The 20,159-nt window shown below is 42.6% G+C and carries 19 protein-coding genes; 12 read left to right on the top strand and 7 right to left on the bottom strand.

The window, feature by feature from the left end:
• Positions 1 to 14: 14 nt before the first annotated feature.
• Positions 15 to 554, bottom strand: coding sequence for an inosine/xanthosine triphosphatase (gene yjjX / locus CXF86_RS04700; protein ID WP_101091707.1), 540 nt, complete (start codon positions 552 to 554; stop codon positions 15 to 17).
• 577 nt (positions 555 to 1,131) lie between these two features.
• Here yjjX and CXF86_RS04695 point away from each other — a divergent pair.
• Together CXF86_RS04695 and CXF86_RS04690 are read left to right on the top strand one after the other, a co-directional pair.
• Positions 1,132 to 2,421 carry a serine/threonine transporter gene (locus CXF86_RS04695; RefSeq protein WP_101091708.1) on the top strand — a complete coding sequence of 430 codons (1,290 nt, stop codon included), beginning with the start codon at positions 1,132 to 1,134 and terminating at the stop codon, positions 2,419 to 2,421.
• A 141-nt stretch (positions 2,422 to 2,562) separates the two neighbouring features.
• On the top strand, positions 2,563 to 3,930 hold the full coding sequence (locus tag CXF86_RS04690; protein WP_101091709.1) for an L-serine ammonia-lyase: 1,368 nt from the start codon (positions 2,563 to 2,565) through the stop codon (positions 3,928 to 3,930).
• A 53-nt stretch (positions 3,931 to 3,983) separates the two neighbouring features.
• Here CXF86_RS04690 and CXF86_RS04685 read toward each other — a convergent pair whose 3' ends face one another.
• Together CXF86_RS04685 and CXF86_RS04680 are read right to left on the bottom strand one after the other, a co-directional pair.
• On the bottom strand, positions 3,984 to 5,516 hold the full coding sequence (locus tag CXF86_RS04685) for an EAL domain-containing protein (protein WP_102038453.1): 1,533 nt from the start codon (positions 5,514 to 5,516) through the stop codon (positions 3,984 to 3,986).
• A 220-nt stretch (positions 5,517 to 5,736) separates the two neighbouring features.
• The gene (locus CXF86_RS04680; RefSeq protein WP_101091711.1) at positions 5,737 to 6,180 is read right to left on the bottom strand and encodes a GNAT family N-acetyltransferase; all 444 of its coding nucleotides are present in this window, start codon (positions 6,178 to 6,180) and stop codon (positions 5,737 to 5,739) included.
• A gap of 138 nt (positions 6,181 to 6,318) precedes the next feature.
• Between CXF86_RS04680 and CXF86_RS04675 the strand changes: the two genes are divergently transcribed.
• Complete coding sequence (locus CXF86_RS04675; protein WP_102038452.1) at positions 6,319 to 6,618, top strand: hypothetical protein; 300 nt, start codon at positions 6,319 to 6,321, stop codon at positions 6,616 to 6,618.
• Between the two features lie 170 nt (positions 6,619 to 6,788).
• Positions 6,789 to 8,087: a dicarboxylate/amino acid:cation symporter gene (locus CXF86_RS04670; RefSeq protein ID WP_101091713.1), complete on the top strand. Its 1,299-nt coding sequence runs from the start codon at positions 6,789 to 6,791 to the stop codon at positions 8,085 to 8,087.
• Between the two features lie 82 nt (positions 8,088 to 8,169).
• Here the strand turns inward: CXF86_RS04670 and CXF86_RS04665 are convergent, their stop codons facing one another.
• The gene (locus tag CXF86_RS04665; protein ID WP_101091714.1) at positions 8,170 to 8,583 is read right to left on the bottom strand and encodes an META domain-containing protein; all 414 of its coding nucleotides are present in this window, start codon (positions 8,581 to 8,583) and stop codon (positions 8,170 to 8,172) included.
• Between the two features lie 78 nt (positions 8,584 to 8,661).
• Here CXF86_RS04665 and CXF86_RS04660 point away from each other — a divergent pair, with 78 nt between their 5' ends.
• Positions 8,662 to 8,880, top strand: a complete 219-nt coding sequence (locus CXF86_RS04660; RefSeq protein WP_101091715.1) for a hypothetical protein — start codon at positions 8,662 to 8,664, stop codon at positions 8,878 to 8,880.
• Here the strand turns inward: CXF86_RS04660 and CXF86_RS04655 are convergent.
• Positions 8,874 to 9,818 (bottom strand): GGDEF domain-containing protein, encoded by a 945-nt coding sequence (locus CXF86_RS04655; protein WP_102038451.1) that lies wholly within the window; start codon positions 9,816 to 9,818, stop codon positions 8,874 to 8,876. The genes CXF86_RS04660 and CXF86_RS04655 overlap by 7 nt on opposite strands.
• A gap of 266 nt (positions 9,819 to 10,084) precedes the next feature.
• Between CXF86_RS04655 and CXF86_RS04650 the strand changes: the two genes are divergently transcribed.
• From CXF86_RS04650 to CXF86_RS04625, 6 genes are all read left to right on the top strand, one after another.
• Positions 10,085 to 10,642 carry a GNAT family N-acetyltransferase gene (locus CXF86_RS04650; RefSeq protein ID WP_102038450.1) on the top strand — a complete coding sequence of 186 codons (558 nt, stop codon included), beginning with the start codon at positions 10,085 to 10,087 and terminating at the stop codon, positions 10,640 to 10,642.
• Positions 10,643 to 10,650: 8 nt separating this feature from the next.
• Positions 10,651 to 11,001: a hypothetical protein gene (locus CXF86_RS04645; protein WP_101091718.1), complete on the top strand. Its 351-nt coding sequence runs from the start codon at positions 10,651 to 10,653 to the stop codon at positions 10,999 to 11,001.
• Positions 11,002 to 12,542: 1,541 nt separating this feature from the next.
• Entirely contained in the window at positions 12,543 to 13,241 is a 699-nt protein-coding gene (locus tag CXF86_RS04640) for a VC0807 family protein (RefSeq protein ID WP_102038449.1), read from the top strand.
• Positions 13,242 to 13,781: 540 nt separating this feature from the next.
• Positions 13,782 to 14,210: a hypothetical protein gene (locus CXF86_RS04635; RefSeq protein ID WP_102038448.1), complete on the top strand. Its 429-nt coding sequence runs from the start codon at positions 13,782 to 13,784 to the stop codon at positions 14,208 to 14,210.
• Between the two features lie 101 nt (positions 14,211 to 14,311).
• The gene (locus CXF86_RS04630; protein ID WP_102038447.1) at positions 14,312 to 14,662 is read left to right on the top strand and encodes a hypothetical protein; all 351 of its coding nucleotides are present in this window, start codon (positions 14,312 to 14,314) and stop codon (positions 14,660 to 14,662) included.
• A gap of 125 nt (positions 14,663 to 14,787) precedes the next feature.
• Entirely contained in the window at positions 14,788 to 15,192 is a 405-nt protein-coding gene (locus tag CXF86_RS04625) for a GNAT family N-acetyltransferase (protein WP_102038446.1), read from the top strand.
• Positions 15,193 to 15,637: 445 nt separating this feature from the next.
• Here CXF86_RS04625 and CXF86_RS04620 read toward each other — a convergent pair whose 3' ends face one another.
• Together CXF86_RS04620 and metK are read right to left on the bottom strand one after the other, a co-directional pair.
• The gene (locus CXF86_RS04620) at positions 15,638 to 16,081 is read right to left on the bottom strand and encodes a GNAT family N-acetyltransferase (protein ID WP_102038445.1); all 444 of its coding nucleotides are present in this window, start codon (positions 16,079 to 16,081) and stop codon (positions 15,638 to 15,640) included.
• Between the two features lie 358 nt (positions 16,082 to 16,439).
• Complete coding sequence (gene metK, locus CXF86_RS04615; protein ID WP_102038444.1) at positions 16,440 to 17,594, bottom strand: methionine adenosyltransferase; 1,155 nt, start codon at positions 17,592 to 17,594, stop codon at positions 16,440 to 16,442.
• Positions 17,595 to 18,112: 518 nt separating this feature from the next.
• On the opposite strand from metK, the gene tkt reads away from it, so the two are divergent.
• Positions 18,113 to 20,104, top strand: coding sequence for a transketolase (gene tkt / locus CXF86_RS04610; protein WP_101091724.1), 1,992 nt, complete (start codon positions 18,113 to 18,115; stop codon positions 20,102 to 20,104).
• Positions 20,105 to 20,159: the final 55 nt, after the last annotated feature.

Raw genomic sequence — 20,159 nt, 5'->3', positions numbered from 1 at the left:
ACAAATTACGCTGGTTATAAACAGTAGATCTCAGGATTAAGCATTGGGGCCATTGCCAGAATGATGGCTTGGGTGTAGACACTTTGACGTGTAGCATGCCCTTGAGTTAGCAGTGCTATAGCCCCGCCTTTTTGTTTGATATTAACGGTATCAAACATGCTATCCATTACATTACCAAGTTCTTCACCTTGAGTCAGTGCATGGTATACCTTTATTGGCAGTGGCAGCAGTGCGCTACGACCCACGCTGACTTGTTCATTGTGAGCAATGGCAATATGAGCAAAGGTTGCAGGGCCATGATCAAATAGATCAACCCCGCCTTCCATCGCAAGATAGTAATCTGCTTGATAGTGGCTTTGGCAGTATTTGACTCTATTAACCGCTCCAGCTTGAGTTTCAGCTTCAGTCATCGGTTGCTCAGCGACAAGAGAGGGGGCATGCACGCCTTCGCACTCAATCATCGACTCTGGGAATAAGGTCGTTAGCGCTGCTTTAGCTGCGCCCACTTTAACTGGATTTTTAGATCCGACAATCACTCGAATAATTTGTGTCATGAATTGTATTACTTCTTTAGGTAGATAATGCGAACGGCTCGTATAGCGTGTATGGGAGCTGTTAGTTATTGTCAATTTATAACTTTTAGGCGGCGTAATGTCACTGCTTAATTGAGGCTATTTAGCAGCTTTATTGGCTGGCTAACAAATAGGCTACAAATATTTATCTATATTAATCATTAGATTGACTAATCCGATCTAGAATCAGGGGCTAAAAAGGTGTGACTTACCTCAAGTACGGTACCTAGTTTGCCGGGCTAGACCTCTAAATTGCTCATTGTGGGATCTATGTCCGCTGGCTTTTTTTGTACTTTGACAGATTTATATCAGCATCGAATGAAATAGGTAAACTCAGTGTTAAATTCAGGTTCAATTGAGTTACTAAACTTCAGTATAAATGAAAATTTATTACATAAAGAAAGTGATGCGGTTCACGTTATCGCTATATTATGAAAATCAATTACATAATACGCATACAGATCAATTTATAGCCCCTGCATTAGGATTACCTTAATCGCGAAATCATTCCTTAGATATACATCTACAGGTGTTGAAAACACCTTTCAAGGTAAAGCTAATGCAAAACGACGTGATCAATACACAACCAGTGGCCCAAAACGAAGTAGCAGCGACAAATACGCTCCCTTGGACCCGAAAAGATACGACTTGGATGTTGAGTTTATTTGGTACGGCTGTCGGTGCCGGTATTTTATTCTTGCCTATTAATGCAGGAATGGGGGGCTTTTGGCCATTGGTATTAATGGCGGTAATTATTGGCCCTATGACATACCTTGCCCACCGTGCCTTATCGCGCTTTGTGTGTTCATCGAAGAAACCAGGTAGTGATATTACCGATGTAGTAGAAGAGTATTTCGGCGTAGGTGCGGGTAAAGCCATTACCATGTTGTATTTCTTAGCCATCTATCCAATTGTTCTAATTTACGGTGTAGGTATTACTAACACGGTTGATAGCTTTATTGTTAATCAGCTAGGCATGGCTTCACCACCACGCTTTATTCTTTCTGGTGTCCTTATCATTGCCATGATGTCAGTGATGGTTGCAGGTGAGAAATTCATGCTTAAAGTGACCCAGATTTTGATATACCCATTAGTCGCTATTTTGGCATTTATGTCTTTTTACTTGATCCCCGGTTGGAAAATGGACGCATTAAATGTTGTTCCTAGCACGGGTGCTTTCTTGGGTACTGTGTGGTTAACCATTCCAGTGCTTATCTTCTCTTTTAACCATTCACCCGCTATTTCACAGTTCTCAGTGGCATTAAAGCGTGAACATGGTAAGAATGCGTCGCGTAAAGCTGATACTATTTTAAAAAACACCACGATGATGTTAGTTGGCTTTGTGATGTTCTTTGTATTCTCTTGCGTATTGTCACTAACGCCAGCACAACTTGCAGAAGCAAAAGCAAGCAACCTGCCTATTTTGTCTTACCTAGCTAACATGCATGAAAGTGATTTTGTAAGTTACCTTGGTCCTATCATCGCTATTGTCGCTATCTTTTCTTCTTTCTTTGGCCACTATATGGGCGCAACAGAAGGCATGAAAGGCATTATTACTAAGCAGCTTCGTAGTAGCAAAAAAGACGTGTCAGATAAAAAACTGAACAAGTTTATCTTAGGCTTTATGTTCTTCACTATCTGGGGTGTTTCGATTATCAACCCAAGTATTTTAGGCATGATTGAAGCATTAGGTGGTCCGGTTATCGCGGCGATTCTTTACCTTATGCCTATGTATGCGATTCATAAAGTGCCTGCATTAGCACCGTACCGTGGCAGAGTGAGCAACATTTTTGTGGTGATTGCGGGCGTACTTGCTATCACAGCTATCTTGTTTGGCTTAGTTTCATAGATTATTGCTACGAATTCTACTCGGGTATTTATCGTTGTTATTGGCAGCATCAATCCCCGAGATTTTAGTGTCACAGTTCCATCAATGTTTGACCTTGGGTTAAAAAATCTATAACCCTTCCTCCTTTTTTGAGGTAGTTCTATGTTTAGCGCATTTGATATTTTTAAGATAGGTGTGGGCCCGTCGAGCTCTCACACTGTCGGGCCGATGAAGGCCGCTAAAGAGTTTATCGACGATATACGTCAAGCTGGTAAGTTTGATCAAGTGACACGTTTGAGTGTTGAGATTTTTGGTTCTTTGTCGTTAACGGGCAAGGGGCATCATACCGATATCGCCATTATTATGGGCTTGGGTGGAAATACACCTCAAAAAGTGGATATCGATGCGATTCCACATTTTATTGCTCAAGTGGAACAGACTGAAACCTTGCCGATGGGCGAAGAGCAACGCCTAGTGGACTTTGGCCATGATGCGGTTATTTTTCATAACTATGCTCTGCCAATGCACGAAAATGGAATGTCGCTTCACGCTTACGCTGGTGATGAAAAAATCATGAGCAACACCTATTATTCAATAGGCGGCGGCTTCATTGTTGAAGAAGCTCACTTTGGCAAAGAAGCACAGAATCCAATTGAAGTGCCATACCCGTATAATTATGCCGATGAATTGCTCGCTATCTGTGAAGACACAGGCATGAGCATAAGCACGATAATGTTTAAAAATGAATTGGCATTTAACAGCGAAACCGATATCTATAAAGGCTTTGCTGATGTATGGGAAACCATGCATGCGGCCATTGAAAAAGGCTGTAATACCGAAGGCGTATTGTCTGGGCCGCTGCGTGTTCCACGCCGTGCTCCAGCGCTTTATCGCCAGCTGGTAACGGGCGAAAGTCTGTCTAACGATCCAATGGAGATCGTTGATTGGGTTAATGTGTTCGCTATGGCTGTCAGCGAAGAAAATGCCGCTGGTGGCCGTGTGGTGACATCACCAACCAATGGCGCAGCGGGCATTATTCCCGCTGTTTTAGCTTACTATGACAAGTTTATTAAGCCTGTGGGTGAGCAAGAATACACGCGGTTCTTCTTGGCTGCTGCAGCAATTGGTTCTTTGTATAAGCGCAACGCTTCTATCTCTGGTGCTGAAGTGGGTTGTCAGGGCGAAGTCGGGGTGGCTTGTTCAATGGCTGCTGCAGGTCTTGCAGAAATTATGGGCGGCAACCCTGCGAAAGTCTGTATGGCGGCAGAGATTGGTATGGAGCATAACTTAGGGCTTACGTGCGATCCGGTCGCAGGCCAAGTGCAAGTACCTTGTATTGAGCGTAATGCGATTGCTGCAGTAAAAGCAATTAACTCTTCTCGTATGGCGATGCGTCGTAATTGCCAGCCGAGAGTGAGCCTAGATAAAGTGATCGCGACTATGTATGCAACAGGCAAAGATATGCATGTTAAGTACCGTGAAACGAGCCAAGGTGGACTGGCTATTAAAGTCACCAGTATTTGCGGTTAAATAGCTTCTGGCTAAAATAGTTGCAAGTAAAAGGCCATTTTCGATGGTCTTTTTTATTGTTTATTTTTCCGATAAAAGTCGATTAACTCAGCTTTCGCCATTGGTTGGGCGTAGTAAAACCCCTGAATTAGGTTAATGCCTTTTCCGGCGAGATAGTCTACTTGGACTTTGGTTTCTACCCCTTCAGCAACCATCTCTAAATTCGCCTTATGGCCGAAAGTAATAATAGCATCGAGCACGCTGCACTTTAGATCGTCGGTACCAATCGTATCGATAAACATCTTGTCTATCTTTATGCTTTGCACCCCCAGTTTTTGTAAGTAACTAAAGCCCCCATACCCCGTACCAAAATCATCTAGTTTCACCCCATTACAAAACTGAGAGATTAATTGAATTTCAGATTCGGCTTCCTTGAACTGTTTAATCTGCTCCCGCTCCGTTAGCTCAAAGCTCAGTCGTTTTATCAGTTCATTGTCGCGGTCTTTGAGCCACGGGGAGAGTAAACCTTGCTCCAGATGCTTAGCGACGATATTAATACTGACCCAGCCAGTTAACTCAGACAGATCCTGATAGACCTGCTCTAAAAGATTATCAGTAATAGCAATAATCAGATTATTTTCCTCAGCGTAAGGAATAAACTGCCCTGGAGGAATTAGGCTCTTGTCCTTGAGTTGCCATCTGATAAGCACTTCCTGACCGATGACCTTACCCGTTTTGCTGTTAATCACTGGCTGATAATGAGGGATAAATTCATTATTATTTAGTGCAGCAATGATCATGCCTTTGAGAGATGCTCTGGAGGAGCACCAGCTCCAAAACATAATATTAAGCAAGATGGCTATGATGAAACTCGAAATATACAGGTAAACATCGACCTCCTCTTCGAGTTCTTCATAGAGCCTGTCACCAGCATGCAAGGTGATGCTGTAGTCCTTATTGGAGTAATGACTGCTCGTTGAGTAGTGATGGTTCTTTTGCTGTAACTCTTGCTCGCCCCGGATCATGATAGGAAGGCCTGGGACTGAGTATTTGAGTTGATAACAATCGGCGCACTCGGAATCTAGATAATTATTGAGGAGGCGACTATTGATCACAGTGAGTAACCTATGCCCTCCATGGAATTGAACTAAAATAGTCTCTCTTCTTTGTGACTGGTGGCTAACTGTCGAGGCCAGAGTGAAGTTATGTTCGGCGACAAAAATGGCTGGACTCATATTTTTAATGATCGCAGACCCAAAATTTGAACATTTTTCACCGTTGCTTAATTCAAGTTGAATGACTCTGACATAGAGAGGATTAAAATCCTGGCTACTCAACAGTGCAATATCATCTGTTTTGCAGTCAAAATTGAGTTTATTTATCAGCTTTTTGTCTTGTAGGATTCGGCTTATGCTATTTATTTTAATGGTTATTTGTTTGAGCGTATCATTGACGTGTGAATTAATGCTGTAGCTTATAAAAGCAGGCTCCGCTGGGAACAGAATGGCAAATGGGGTAACAAACAGTAATAGGGAAACCAACCACTGATATTTTTTTATCTGTAGCAAAGATAGAATCTGTTTTTTGAGTTGCTTTAATTGGCGCATATTGCATTTAGACAAAGAATTTCAGAGTGTATGATAGCCGATATTTAAGGAGTGTGTTAATACAACTATCTGGTATGGATATAATTTTTCATGTGCTTAGTTTGTTTTTTGTATAGCTGTTGTCGAGTGTGTGAGAAAAGGTGGAAGGAAACGTCGCTGGGATAGTGCGGTGAAACAGATTTGACTCACCCAGGTGACGGCACCTGGGCACAATTGCCTTTTATTTCTCTTCGTACATTAGGTAATAGCTCTGCTCCATGCCTAATGCGCTGTAAGTTTGTTGCGCTTTAGTATTATCTTGCTCAACATAAAGTCTAAAGCTTGCTGCACCGCCATTTTGAGCGGCAATATCTTTAACGGCTTGATAGAGGTTATTGTAGATCCCTTGGCGTCTATTCTCAGGGCGAATATAGACACTTTGGATCCAGTAGTAGTCTTTTGCGCGCCAGTCGCTCCATTCAAAAGTCACCATTAATGAACCTGCTATTTCCCCATTGACTTCAGCCACCAGGTAAAAACCTTTTTCTGGCGATGTGAGGAGTGTATGAACCCCTTTTGTTAGTACATCGGTGTCGAGCGCAAGGTCTTCTGTTTCCAGTGCCATAGCTTGATTGAAGTTAATTAGCGCTTGTAAATCGGTAGATTGGCCTTTACGAATTATCATGGTATATCCCTTTTTTTTGAGTCACTTTACCATGCGTGATAATTTTAAATTGCAATTTTTCGATTATATTGATTGATTGGCATTCGACTAAAGTCTCACTCTGCTACACTTTTTTTAAGGTTAAAGAAAGTTGAGGTGATGATGGATAACACGCCCCCTTCCGGTGACAAAAGCCGTCATGCTGGCAGCGAACAACAGATTCAGACGTTTAAACCGATTAATCACCCGCGTCATTTTGTGGCGACCCTGCTGACTTTTGGCGTTTGGGGGCTCGTTTGGTGGTGGCTTATCCTGCGCTCAGAGGGAAAGCATAAACAGTTCTTTAGTGGCTTTGATGATGCCTACTGGAGTTATTTAATTGAGCGAGAACAGCCGCCAGCAGCATTGCACACAATGCACTTCTCTAAAAATGAGAAAAACTCAAAATTTGAGGCGTAAAATTACGAATTCCTTAATGACCTAGGCGTAATCGTTGCGACTAATTTATTGAAGGGGTCAGCGTGATATAGATCATCCCTGCCATTTAATGCCTATGCTAAACTGCCGCGTTATTTTTTCAAGCATGCATTTGCTTGTGTCTTCCTTTCCAATTGTTGCAAGGTTTAATTATGTCAAAACAACAAACTTCACTTTTTGGCAAAGTGTGGTCAAGCTGGATGTCTGTGCCATTGTGGCTGCAGATCCTGATCGGTATGTTGCTGGGGATCTTAACCGGCGTCGGTTTTGGTGAACAAGCAACCGTATTAAAGCCAATTGGAACCCTATTTGTTAATACCATTAAGATGCTTATTGTCCCTTTGGTGTTTTGCTCGCTTATTGTGGGTGTCACATCGATGCAAGATACAGCCAAGATGGGGCGTATCGGTTTTAAGTCATTTGCCTTCTATTTAGGCACCACCTCGATAGCGATAACTGTCGGCCTTGCAGTGGGTCACTTTTTACAACCGGGTAAAGGCCTAGGTATGGTCGCTGGACCCTCTGATGAGGTTGTTAAAGCGACGCCATCGGTGATGGAAACTTTGATTAATATCGTGCCGACTAACCCTATCGCAGCACTCGCCAGTGGTCAGATATTGCAAGTGATTGTATTTGCCGTTGCTCTAGGCGTTGCTCTGGTACTGATTGGTGACCATGGCAAGCCTGCGATAAAAGTATTCGAAAGCCTCGCTGAAGCGATGTACAAATTAACCGATATGGTGATGAAACTTGCACCTTACGGTGTATTTGGCCTTATGGCATGGGTGGCTGGCGAATATGGTGTGGGTATGTTGATGCCATTGATTAAAGTCATTGTGGCAGTGTATATCGGTTGCTTCTTACATATTGTTGGCTTCTACAGCATTGTATTAATTGTTTTCGCCAAACTAAATCCTCTACAGTTCTTTAAGGGGATCCGTAATGCCATTGCGGTCGCATTCACCACCTCTAGCTCGGCAGGTACGTTGCCAGTAAGTATGAAGTGTGCCAATGAATATTTAGGGGTGAATAAAAAAATCTCTAGCTTTGTATTGCCACTGGGTACCACCATCAATATGGATGGAACCGCCCTATACCAAGGTGTGACTGCACTGTTTGTTGCCCAAGCATTTGGTATCGACCTTAGCTGGGTGGATTACATCACGATTATCCTCACCGCGACGTTAGCCTCAATTGGAACCGCGGGTGTTCCCGGTGCAGGTTTAGTGATGCTAACACTGGTGTTAACCACGGTTGGTTTGCCATTAGAGGGGGTGGCGTTAATTGCAGGTATCGACCGTATACTTGATATGGCCCGCACCGTAGTGAATGTCTCTGGTGACTTAGTCGCAACCACTGTGATTGCCAAATCAGAAGGCGAACTCAACATCGAACATTATAATGCCGGCGCGGAAGAGAGTGCAGAAATTGCTGAGAAGCTAAAGTCATAGTCGCTAAGTAATAATAAAAAACCGCCTATTTAGGCGGTTTTTTTGTTATTGGGTTTTAGTCGTTAATACGAGCGACGAATAGTTATTTTTTACTGAGTATTAATAGCGTTTTATTGTCCGTATCTTGCAGCAGTAGTTTGCCTTTGCTGAGCTTGCCTTGGCTGATATCAGGCATCGCCTGCATAACGCGTTGCTCTTGTGCCATTAAGGCATCAACACAGGCTTTCATGGTGCTACCCGCGGGTTGAAGCTGCAACGATTGACCCGATAAAACATAACTTCCAAAGAAATTATTACAGCTATTGTTGCCCGTTAATTTACCTTCTGCTTCGAAAGTCAGTTGAGCTGGGCTATAGTCGATAACAGGTTGACCGTTTGCAACTTCAATATGCCATGTCCCCTCAATAGCTAAATCCTCGATTTGGACTTGCTGAGTTGACTGGCATGCGGATAAACCTAGTAGCAAACCAGCTACGATAAGGGATTGTTTTATCATTTTACGGATCCAAAGTGATTAATATCGATATGTTGTAAGTATTTTAGCTCAAAACCAACTGAAATAAGGCGATTGTTAGTGCAAAAAAATGTAATTAATTACCTCAAAATGCTGCATTGGGTCGGACTAAGTATGCTGTTATGCGGCATCGGGCTATTTTTCTTTACGGAAATGCAGCAACAAGTAACAGGAATAACGATTATTGCCAGTTTAGCGGGTTTAGGGATGGTGATGATGTCTCCCTTTCCCATTGCGTTGTTTCTACAATGGGCGAAGGATCAAACACCTGATCAATAGGGCTTGGTGACTAAAGACTGGCGACGCAGTTCGAGATCGTCCTCGGCAGCTTGTTGCATCGGTATTAGAGACTGCTGTGCATCGGGTGTAAAAAAGCTTTTACCGACGACGATACTTAACTTTCCAGCTTCTCTAGTGATCTGTTTTCGCAGACGAGTAATGAGGGTCTCTAAATTCGGTTCACTGTCGACAAAAGCTAAAATGATGAACTTATTCTCCTCGATACGGGCTGACATGTCAGCTTCTCGTAAGCTCTCAGCAATAATGCGTGCCAATAATCGTGCTTTTTGCGATACCGATAGCGGAGCATTACGCATCAGTGGACTGTCGATCATTTCAATGATGATGATCCCAGCATGTGAGCCAAAACGTCGGCTCAAACTCAGCTGTCTTGGCGCCATGAGGCCAAAGCCATATGGGTTTAGCATTTGAGTGGTTTCATCTTGAAACGATAAGCGTCGCACTTGCTGCATTAAGTACACTTGCTTTAGTTCGCCTTGCAGCAAAGAGCGCACCGATTCAATCACCGTTAGTGAAGCGGATGAAGCTTGAGTTGTGTCAGGATCACAAATTAAAATACAACCGAACACTCGACCATCAGGCCAAGATAGCTGCAAACTCAATACTTGCTCATAGTGTGAAAAAAGTGCGCCAATCTCATTGGGTATTAATGAGCTTGTACCATAGCAGCTGCTTGAATTTACTGGCCCAATCAGTAGTGAGCTTTCCAATAACAAGCCTGTTTTTAATGGGCTGTCAGCATGTGCTTTACCGCAAACTATTTGCGCATCTTCAGCTGAAAACTGTACGATAAGACTGGTTTTTGCACGATACAAGTCGTTAAGTAAATCGACTTGTAGTTGCCACCTTGTCATGCTTACAGCAGGGTGGTCTTGCTCTCTTAGCCAAATGTTTTGATCTATGTGCTGGGCTAACATGATTAAACTCGCTAGTGACTATTTATGCTAAGAAGTCAGCATAAAATAATGCATGAATGACGCGGTACTATACTGTGTTTACTAAGTTGTTTAAATGTAAAATTAGTGAAAATGTTGTGTAGATCTGCTTAATTAGCGCTCATCGGATCACAATGATTAAGCTTTGTATATTGCATGTTGTTAATGGGCACGTTTTAGCGCGATAAACTTGATATAATAGCCGTTGTAGTTAGTGTCATTACTCTAAAAAATAATGGAAGAAAAATATCAATATTCGGTTAGCGACGCTGGAAGATGTCTTGCCTCTTGCGGCTTTAGAGCAAAGTCAGTTACAAGATGAACTGTCGATTGAACAGCGAAATAGCAGCCTTGATGGGCAATCGTTTAGCCAAGCAGATTTAACCTGTCTGGTGACTCAACATTGGGTTGTCGTTGCTGAGCTTGACGGGCATATTGTGGGTTATGTTATTGCTGGACGTTGGGCTTTCTTTAAGCAGTGGCCAATCTATCGTAATTTACTCAATCGCTTATCAAGAATTGAATATGACAAGGCAAGATTGACTGAAAAAAATTGTTGCCAGTACGGACCCATTTGGATTGCTACCGACTACCGTGGCCAAGGCATTTTTGAAGCGCTGGTGAAGTTTGTCCGAAAAGCAGTCTCTAAAGAGTTGCCTTATATGTTGACCTTTATTGCTGAAGATAATGGCGCTTCTTTTGCTGCACATACTCGTAAAGGAGGCATGCAAGTTGTCGACTTTATTAGTTTCGATGAGCGTGATTACTATCTGTTGGTGTTACCAACGACTGAAAGCTTTTTCTAAGGATATTTATGTTGTCTGAACCTGTTGCTTCATTCTTTGCGCCTTATCAGCAATTAAATCTGCCTGCTTACGACAACCTTAAATTGGTTGTCGCGGTATTGACGGAAAAAGACGAGGAGTGCCACGCCTTGGAAGCTGAATTAATGGTTGATGGTAAGCAGGAAAACAGTTATCTAGTGCGTTGGAAGAAGCACTTTATCTATTGTGGTCGCACTAACTCTTATGCTAATAAGATTGATGAAGTAGCAGATCTAGCGGTTATTGATGCGGAATCGATAGTGGTACTGCAGCCAGCGGTTTTGTCGATGCAACAGGTATCGTTTATGTGCATGGAAAATTCGCATTTTGACCATTGTTAAAGGTGTTTTCGGGCTGAAAACGGTTTAGCTTTTTAAGATACTAAGCTGCGCTTGAGTTTTAAGTTAGACTGCGTCTAACAACTAAATCAATCAAACTTCGTTTGATAAAGGTCGTGGTGCTTCGCCCATTCTAGTAATCAAGAGCAGAGCCAAGGGGCAAAGCGCTTGCGCCCGCTCTTGATTTCATCAGGGTAACCCTCAGCGCCCCGGCGAAATTTCTGATAAGCGAAATTTCCAACGGGGGTGATTAGATTCTGTCGTTATAGGGGTTGAGGTTCGTTAATGATGTTTACTGTTTATACGAGCAAAGGATCTGTTTACTCTGACCGTCATTAATTGAAAACTATGACCACATCTATGTTTGGAGTTACACAACTCTTTTTTATAAATAGTTTCCAACGTATTTCGACAACTTTGATGGAGAAGTAGCGTTTTTTTATTTGCTGTTTGTGGCTGGTTGTAGAGCGAGTTATAGGTGAGGTTAACGAAAGCTGACTCTGTCCTGATTAATAAAATGTGTTTTGGGAGTAATCTCGACATTGAGCAGAGCTCTATTTACTTAATGTTTCTTTTTCGCTAATTTGGTTCGATGTAATTTAGCTATTTATGGCTATGTAGTTTATACAAGGAAGTATTATGCGGTGTCCGTCCTGTGATGGCAGATTAAAGTATTTTTCTAAATTTAACTTTAGGATTGCTAAGGTTAAATCCTGTCCATATTGTAATGTGAATATAAAACAGTCAACAAATTTTACATTTTTTGCTATCGGCTTTATGCCTTCAATCTATATTCAACTATATATTTTGCCCCCGATATTAATGTATTTTGATGTAAAATACCCTTCTGAAGTCGCTTCTTTCGTAGTAAGTTTTAGCTTTATTACATTAACAAGTCAGTTTAAATTAGCTGATACATCAACGGTAAATGGTTAGGTTAGGCGGATGGCACTTTGCCTACTGCTGTAGCGTATCAAGTGTGCTCTTGACCAACTTCGTGAAATTCCATTCCACATCCAGGCTCGGAGAACTACTCGTCTGATGTGGATGGCTTTACAAATGTATGGAACGGCAGCTAAGCAAGGGTTAGCGCTTGTACCTCTTAGTGAACCCTCAGCGCCCCGGCGAAATTTCTGATAAGCGAAACTTCCAACGGGGGAGATTAGATTCTGTCGTTATAGGGGTTGAGGTTAGTTAATGATGTTTACTGTTTATACGAGCAAAGGCATCTTCAACGTACTTCGGCAACTCCTATGGGGAATTGGCGTTGTCTGTGAGCCTCGCTATTGGTTTGATTTGTTCAAGTCATTGCTATTTAGTATCGAAGTTCTAGAAAATTTAAGCTGACCTTCATTTATTTACGTTACAGTCACCAGTCAGCTCTGTCTCAACAATGTTTGATGAGAGTGACATTTAATGTAAAACAAGGTATTTCGACGCAGCTATACGTTAGTGAGTATCGATACTGGCATCATAAGAGTTGCAGTAATGGTTTTTATCTTTAAATTTTTCGAAGCTTGCAAACTTCGCCTGGAAAACAACATATGAGTAGTACATCGACACATAAACCTCGGCCATTGGTTGACCTGTTAGTGAGCATTGCTATCCCCGCTTTTATTCTAATGAAGCTAAGTGGTGAAGATCAGTTAGGGGCGAGTGGTGGATTAATGTTAGCGTTAAGCTTTCCACTGGGCTGGGGCATATTTGAGCTGATAAAATATAAGAAGTTTAATTTTATTGCCTTGCTTGGATTAGCCAATGTGCTGTTGACCGGTGGGATTGGTTTACTGGCACTAGACCTTAAGTGGTTGGCAATCAAAGAGGCCGCCATTCCAGCCGCTATTGGCATTGCAGTCATTATTTCGACCTTCACCTCTAAGCCATTAATTAAAGCTATCATATTTAATCCAGCGGTGATGGATGTTGACAAGATTATCAAGCGACTGCAGCAAACCAATTGCGTGGCTGCATTTGAGCAGCGACTAATGAAGGCTACCTACTTGGTTGCGGGCTCGTTCGCGTTCTCCGCCATTATGAATTATGTACTGGCTAAATGGATCGTCACTAGCCCAACAGGTACCTCTGAGTTTAATGAACAGTTGGGACAATTGACCCTATACAGTTACCCGATGATAGCCTTGCCGTCTATGTTGATGATGATGGGAATATTTTATTATTTATGGCGCACCATCCATGATTTAACCGGGCTTAAACTGGAAGAGGTTTTGGCAAATAAGTCATAGTTGTGTCAGGTTGCAACTGACCAACGTCGTGGGATTCCATCCCGCACCCTAGCGGGTAAATCAAACTCCGTTTGATGAAAGGTCGTGAGCTTCCAGCTCACACTCGGGCAAAAGGGGGACAACAGCTTCCCCCTCTTGCATCACCTGAGCCGCCCCTAACGAAGTTGTGATCCCTCAGTTATTTTCGACAATCGCTATCACCTCATATTCGCCATCCATGGCTCACCTAATGCTATCTCGGCATCCATGCCTCGCTCACGCGATTGACTTCAATAACCTCGGCAACTCCGATGGGGGATCGGTATTTTCTGTTAGTCCTGAAGATTAAATTTTACTCTGACCCGACTAATCCAGGTATAAAGGTAGGAAGTTCTACTATTTATCTAGATTACTTTCAGCCATTATTAAGTTCAGAAAAACCAAAATCAAATGACTTATAATAAGTTGCTGAAAAACCGTTTCGGCCAAAACACGGCCTTCACTGGACTCGCTAGCGCTCGCCGTTTAGCAAAACGTTATACATGTTATAGGAAGGGAATCTTGAAGTTCATAAAGTTACTAATTGTGTTGAATGTGCTCTTTGCTACACCATCTTACTCATTAGAAGTAGAATCTGGGCTTGTTAGCCTGGATCCGAACACTGGTATTCAGTTTATAAAGGCAACAAACTCAGTTACCAAAGACAAAATATTTTCTGGTTCAGAAACCGCTTTTGGCTTCTATATTAAGCTGAATGACAACGACCCTCATCTACTGAAAACAAAAATTTTTGAATTAAAAGCTGATGGCTCAAAAGCACTCAATCTTGAGTTTGAACCTAGAATTATTCAAGCCACACCTGATATTGTGGATAGAAGGTATTTTAGGTATACACAATGGGATCTAGTTGATAAACCCGGTGTTTTTGAGTTTCAAATATTTTGGGATGAAATTGAGTTAGAGAAAATAAAGTTTACAGTAACAGATTAAATGTATAACAAGCTGCTGAATTCAGATTCTCCAAAGCTGTCACGCCAATTGCAGAGCCATTCGCCTGCATGCAGCTCACTTATTAGCAGGGCGTTAGGTGTATGAATAAGTCTGAAGCATTATCAAAAATTAAAGCTGCACTAACAGGAGATGCTCAAGTCATTACTCCTAAAGGTGAAACTTATGAAGACTTCGTTGAAAGGTTGTCTAAAGAGTTATTAGCAAACGTTATAACGCCTGTTGAAGCTACAGTTATATCAACATGTGCGGATAATGGTGATTTTGAAAAATATAAAAGTTCTAAAGTTTGGGCAATCGCTAATTATGACGGCAGTTGGTTGTTAACCTTAGAATCTGAAAATGACTTCGCTTTAGGTTTTGGTGATGATCCAGATAAAATAATGATGCATGGTTTTTCTTCCTCTGACGTTCTAGGGGAATGGTGTACATAATACCCATACAAGCTGTTCAAGCGGGACAAAATACAGTTGGCTGTTTTTCGTTCCTCAACATTTTAGCCTACTAAATTTTGCCCCTTAACAGGGCGTTATATACCACTGGAGGTTTCGTTAAATATATGGAAATTAGAAGTATTCAGTGGAAAGAGACTATTCCTCTTCGTCATAAAGTTTTATGGCCAAATGAGCCGCCTGAATTTTGCAAGGTTGATGGTGATGAGGAAGGTATTCATTTTGGTGCATTCATCAATAATGAGCTTATTTGTGTTGCTTCTATTTATCTAAAAGCAGAAAAAGCTCGCTTAAGAAAATTTGCTACCGATGCTTGCTTTCAAAACCAAGGTATCGGTTCTAAAATGTTAGATTTTATCATTCGTGATCTAAAAAACACTCAGGCGAAAGTTTTTTGGTGTGACGCTAGAGAATCTGCTTTAGGGTTTTATGAGCGTTTTGAAATGTATAAGTGCAGTGATCGTTTTTATAAAGCTGATGTTGCATATTTTAAAATGGAAGTAGCTTTGTAGTGCACTAAAAAGCATATAGCAAGAACTTTAAACGGAACATCAATAGTTGGCTATGTTTCGCTTCGCTACACTATTTTAGCCAACTATTTCTGTCCGCTTAAGTGGCCGTTACCGTATATCCTGGATAAATGGGGTCAGGTTAAACTTTTATAATTAGTAACTCTGATGCTAGACGATTGTGCTTTTCTAACCCAGTGTAGATGCGGCAATGACCGTCCATGACATGGCCAATTCTGTTCCATACAGAATTTGGCATTCCCTCCGTCCATGGAGGTCAGATGTTTTCGTTGAGGTTACATGGACCCTTTCTTTTATTGAGAGTTGCTGCGTGCCTCAGCAGTAGCCGCACATGCGCTGACCGCAGGTCATTGGAATCACTACTGTTAGAAGTTACCTTTAGGTAATGGATGTAATTTTATTTATCTTGCTGATTTGGCAGGCGAAACTATCGCTTAACTATCTCAGCTAACCCCATCAAAACTAGTTCTTTATCAGAACTTTGATACTTCAAAAACAACTGCGCTATATCATTGGGCGCTGTCTCAATGACGCTAAATCCATGTTGGGCATAAAATTGTTCAAGCGGAGCGAGTGCAAAAATATATGTATTACCATCACAGAGAGTAGATTCAAGTTGTTGCATTAGCTGATGCCCGATACCTTGGCCACGAAATTCTGGGTGCACTAACATGCCAGTTAAAATAGCTAACTGACCAATTGGCCGAATACGTGCAGCGGCAATAATCTCACCCAAACTATCAAGATTAGGATCGGTTTGGCTTAACACGCAAACAGACTCTTTCTGTAACAGCCGTGCATAAGGCATATGTTGGCGATAGAACTTCTTCACCTCATTGCGCTGGCTTGCGTCGACCCAAGTCAATTCCACTATTGATACCTTTTCCTGTGATGTAATAATAGTTGCCTATGAACTCTGAATGTAAATAGTGAGAAGGTTGATACATATGGAGCAAGTGTCTGCAGCAGGGCAACTCTAAGACATCCATGTCTGCGTTGCATTGGTATGTCCTACACGGCAGATGCTGCGGTTAAGCCCTCAAGGATGAGTTTATGGCGTCTTGCGTAATAGTATCAATCTGCTCATGATACCTACAAAGCAAAATTGTGACACACAGCATTTTATGACCCTCCATGGTAAATCTTCATAAATGTTCCAGACATAAAAAAACCGCCGGTAGGCGGTTTTATTAACGCTTAATAAAAAGCGCTTGTCTAATCAGTGAAGATTAAAGACCTGCGTCAGCGCGTAGTGCTTCAGCTTTGTCTGTCGCTTCCCAAGGGAACTCTTCACGACCAAAGTGGCCATATGCTGCCGTCGCAAGGTAGATTGGGCGGGCTAGGTTTAACATCTCTGTTAAGCCATATGGACGTAGGTCGAAGTGACGACGTACTAGATCAATCAATAACTCTTCAGCCACTTTAGCAGTGCCGAATGTTTCGATGCTGATTGATGTTGGCTCTGCAACACCAATGGCATAAGACACTTGTAGCTCACAACGATCAGCAAGACCGGCTGCAACAATGTTCTTTGCAACGTAACGTGCTGCGTATGCTGCACTGCGGTCAACTTTTGATGGGTCTTTACCTGAGAAAGCACCACCACCGTGACGAGCCATACCGCCATAAGTATCAACGATGATCTTACGACCGGTTAGACCACAATCACCTACTGGACCACCGATAACAAAACGGCCAGTTGGGTTGATGAAGTACTTAGTGTCTTTAGATAACCACTTAGCCGGTAGTATTGGCTTGATGATGGTTTCCATTACGCCTTCAATGAGATCGGCTTGGTTGACGTCTTCGCTATGCTGTGTAGAAAGCACAACGGCGTCGATACCATGGATGCTGCCATCACTGTTATAAGCAAAAGTCACTTGGCTTTTCGCATCAGGACGTAACCACGAAAGCGTCTTGTCTTTACGTACTTCAGACTGACGTTTCACGAGCTTGTGTGCATACGTGATCGGCGCAGGCATAAGTACGTCAGTTTCGTTGTTGGCATAACCAAACATAAGACCTTGGTCACCGGCACCCTGTTCTTTAGGGTCTGCGCGATCAACACCTTGGTTAATGTCTGGAGACTGCTTACCAATGACATTTAATATAGCGCAAGAGTCGGCGTCAAAACCCATATCAGAATGGGTATAACCGATTTCACGTACGGTCTTACGGGTGATCTCTTCGATATCAACCCAGGCTGAAGTAGTCACTTCACCGCCAACCATAACCATGCCAGTTTTGACATAAGTTTCGCATGCTACGCGTGCTTTTGGATCTTGCTCCAAAATTGCGTCTAATACCGCATCAGAAATCTGATCGGCGATTTTATCTGGATGACCTTCTGAGACAGACTCAGAGGTGAACAAGTGCTTTGCCATGATGGAAAATCTCGTCTTTATACAATTTGAATGTGTAGAAGTATCTACATCTAGACGGCTATCTTAGTGGAAAACAAAAAAGAAGACACCCCCTTTCAGTTAATTTTGTGCAGTAATCCACGCTATTATGTCCTTAATAAATACATGGTTAATAAGCTTAAGTTTGTATAAGTTGCTGATAAAGTTGTTGTTAGCTGTATTATTTTGGTACTTGTTCTGATAAAAAAATGATCAATGCACCTTGGGTTCGCTAGCAAATAGATAAATATCTTATTTTAACTAAGATTTAGTGCACTAAAGGTGGGTTAACGTGTTGTTAAATATGGTTAGCTTGTCATCGCTATTGGCTAATATGTATCGATTTTTTCATTCTGGGCGAATTAAATTTGCGTCCTACAGTCTAGTAGGCGAAAATATGGCTCCAAATTTTGCTGTAGTGAAGGTAAAGCAAATACCAAAGTTGCTGCCTCCTTCGCTAGATCTAAGCCTCAATACCCCAACACTACGCAGGAGAGAGCATGTCATCTCGTAAAGAACTCGCTAACGCAATCCGTGCATTAACCATGGATGCCGTTCAAAAAGCCAATTCTGGTCACCCAGGTGCACCAATGGGGATGGCTGACATCGCTGAAGTGCTATGGAATGATTTCCTTAAGCACAACCCAAACAACCCTGAGTGGGTTGATCGTGACCGTTTTGTATTATCAAATGGTCATGGCTCTATGCTTATATACTCTTTGCTGCACCTTACGGGTTACGCATTGCCAATTGAAGAGTTGAAAAACTTCCGTCAGTTGCATTCTAAAACACCGGGTCACCCTGAATATGGTTACACTCCAGGTGTTGAAACAACGACTGGCCCATTAGGCGCTGGTATTAGTAACGCGGTTGGTATGGCGATTGCTGAAAAGACATTGGCTGCACAGTTCAACCAGCCAGGTCACGATATTGTTGATCACTTCACATACTGCTTCTTAGGTGATGGTTGTTTGATGGAAGGTATCTCTCATGAAGCATGTTCATTAGCAGGTACGTTAGGTCTTGGTAAGCTTGTGGCTTTCTGGGATGACAACGGTATCTCTATTGATGGCCATGTTGAAGGTTGGTTTACCGATGATACACCTAAGCGTTTCGAAGCTTACGGCTGGCATGTTATTGCTGACGTAGATGGCCACGATAGCAATGCTATCCGCGCGGCAATCGAAGCAGCTAAGGCTGTCACTGACAAGCCAACAATGATCTGTTGCAAAACCACCATCGGTTTTGGTTCGCCAAACAAATCTGGCAGCCATGACTGCCACGGCGCACCACTGGGTGACGCTGAAATTGCAGCTGCACGTGAGTTCCTTGGTTGGGATCACGCTGCATTTGAAATTCCTGAAACCGTTTATGAAGGTTGGGATGCTAAAGATTCTGGCGCTTCAAACGAAGCAAGCTGGAACGAGAAGTTTGCAGCTTATACTGCTGCTTTCCCTGAGCTAGCTGCTGAATATAAGCGTCGTGTTATCACGGGCGAACTTCCTGCAGAATTTGAAGAAAAGGCAAACGCCTTTATTCAAGAGTCTCAAGATAAAGCGGAAGGCATTGCCAGCCGTAAAGCATCACAAAACGCGATTGGCTTTTTCGGTGCTATGTTACCTGAACTACTTGGCGGCTCTGCTGACCTTGCCGGTTCTAACTTAACGCTATGGTCTGGTTCTAAAGGTATTCAAGACGATGCAGCCGGTAACTACATCTACTACGGTGTACGTGAATTCGGTATGAGCGGCATTATGAATGGTGCATCATTGCATGGTGGTTTCATCAACTACGGCGCAACGTTCATGATGTTTATGGAATATGCACGTAACGCAGTCCGTATGTCTGCCTTGATGGGCATTCAGAACATCTTCGTTTATACCCATGACTCTATCGGTCAAGGTGAAGATGGTCCAACTCATCAGCCAGTTGAGCAACTTGCTAACTTGCGTATGACACCTAACATGACGGTATGGCGTCCATGTGATGCAGCAGAAACAGCTGTCTCTTGGAAGAGTGCTATTGAGCGTCGTGATGCTCCAACATCACTCATCTTTAGTCGCCAAGGTCTGAAAGCACAAGCACGCAGCGCTGAGCAATTAGCTAACGTGGCTAAAGGTGGTTATGTACTGAGTGATTGTGCTGGTACGCCAGACTTAATCCTTATTGCTACCGGCAGCGAAGTTCAGTTAGCAATGGACTCAGCTGCGGCGCTTACAGAACAAGGTCAGAAAGTACGTGTTGTTTCTATGCCTTCGACTAACGAGTTCGACAAGCAAGATGCTGCTTATAAAGAGTCTGTTCTGCCAAGCAGCGTGACTAAGCGTGTGGCTATTGAAGCCGCTCACGTTGATTTCTGGCATAAGTATGTTGGTTTCAACGGCGCTATTGTTGGTATGACAACCTTTGGTGAGTCTGCCCCTGGTGGAGACTTGCTGAAGCACTTCGGCTTTACAGTAGAGAATGTTGTAGCAACCGTTAACGGTCTATAATTTGCTTTAGCTTTAGCAATAAAGCTAATGATGCACAGGCAAACTAGCCATTAGG

It is taken from the genome of Shewanella sp. GutCb (assembly GCF_002836135.1).
GTDB lineage: Bacteria > Pseudomonadota > Gammaproteobacteria > Enterobacterales > Shewanellaceae > Shewanella.
The sequence above is the reverse complement of the archived record's forward strand: the minus strand, read 5'-3'. Positions and strand labels throughout refer to the sequence as shown.

Coding starts and splice junctions, on each gene's coding strand:
- CXF86_RS04690 (WP_101091709.1), top strand. CDS start 2,563: ATGTTTAGCGCATTTGATATTTTTAAGATAGGTGTGGGCCCGTCGAGC.
- CXF86_RS04645 (WP_101091718.1), top strand. CDS start 10,651: ATGTTGTCTGAACCTGTTGCTTCATTCTTTGCGCCTTATCAGCAATTA.
- CXF86_RS04625 (WP_102038446.1), top strand. CDS start 14,788: ATGGAAATTAGAAGTATTCAGTGGAAAGAGACTATTCCTCTTCGTCAT.
- CXF86_RS04685 (WP_102038453.1), bottom strand. CDS start 5,516: ATGCGCCAATTAAAGCAACTCAAAAAACAGATTCTATCTTTGCTACAG.
- CXF86_RS04680 (WP_101091711.1), bottom strand. CDS start 6,180: ATGATAATTCGTAAAGGCCAATCTACCGATTTACAAGCGCTAATTAAC.
- CXF86_RS04675 (WP_102038452.1), top strand. CDS start 6,319: ATGATGGATAACACGCCCCCTTCCGGTGACAAAAGCCGTCATGCTGGC.
- CXF86_RS04640 (WP_102038449.1), top strand. CDS start 12,543: ATGAGTAGTACATCGACACATAAACCTCGGCCATTGGTTGACCTGTTA.
- tkt (WP_101091724.1), top strand. CDS start 18,113: ATGTCATCTCGTAAAGAACTCGCTAACGCAATCCGTGCATTAACCATG.
- CXF86_RS04670 (WP_101091713.1), top strand. CDS start 6,789: ATGTCAAAACAACAAACTTCACTTTTTGGCAAAGTGTGGTCAAGCTGG.
- CXF86_RS04695 (WP_101091708.1), top strand. CDS start 1,132: ATGCAAAACGACGTGATCAATACACAACCAGTGGCCCAAAACGAAGTA.
- CXF86_RS04630 (WP_102038447.1), top strand. CDS start 14,312: ATGAATAAGTCTGAAGCATTATCAAAAATTAAAGCTGCACTAACAGGA.
- CXF86_RS04655 (WP_102038451.1), bottom strand. CDS start 9,818: ATGTTAGCCCAGCACATAGATCAAAACATTTGGCTAAGAGAGCAAGAC.
- yjjX (WP_101091707.1), bottom strand. CDS start 554: ATGACACAAATTATTCGAGTGATTGTCGGATCTAAAAATCCAGTTAAA.
- metK (WP_102038444.1), bottom strand. CDS start 17,594: ATGGCAAAGCACTTGTTCACCTCTGAGTCTGTCTCAGAAGGTCATCCA.
- CXF86_RS04665 (WP_101091714.1), bottom strand. CDS start 8,583: ATGATAAAACAATCCCTTATCGTAGCTGGTTTGCTACTAGGTTTATCC.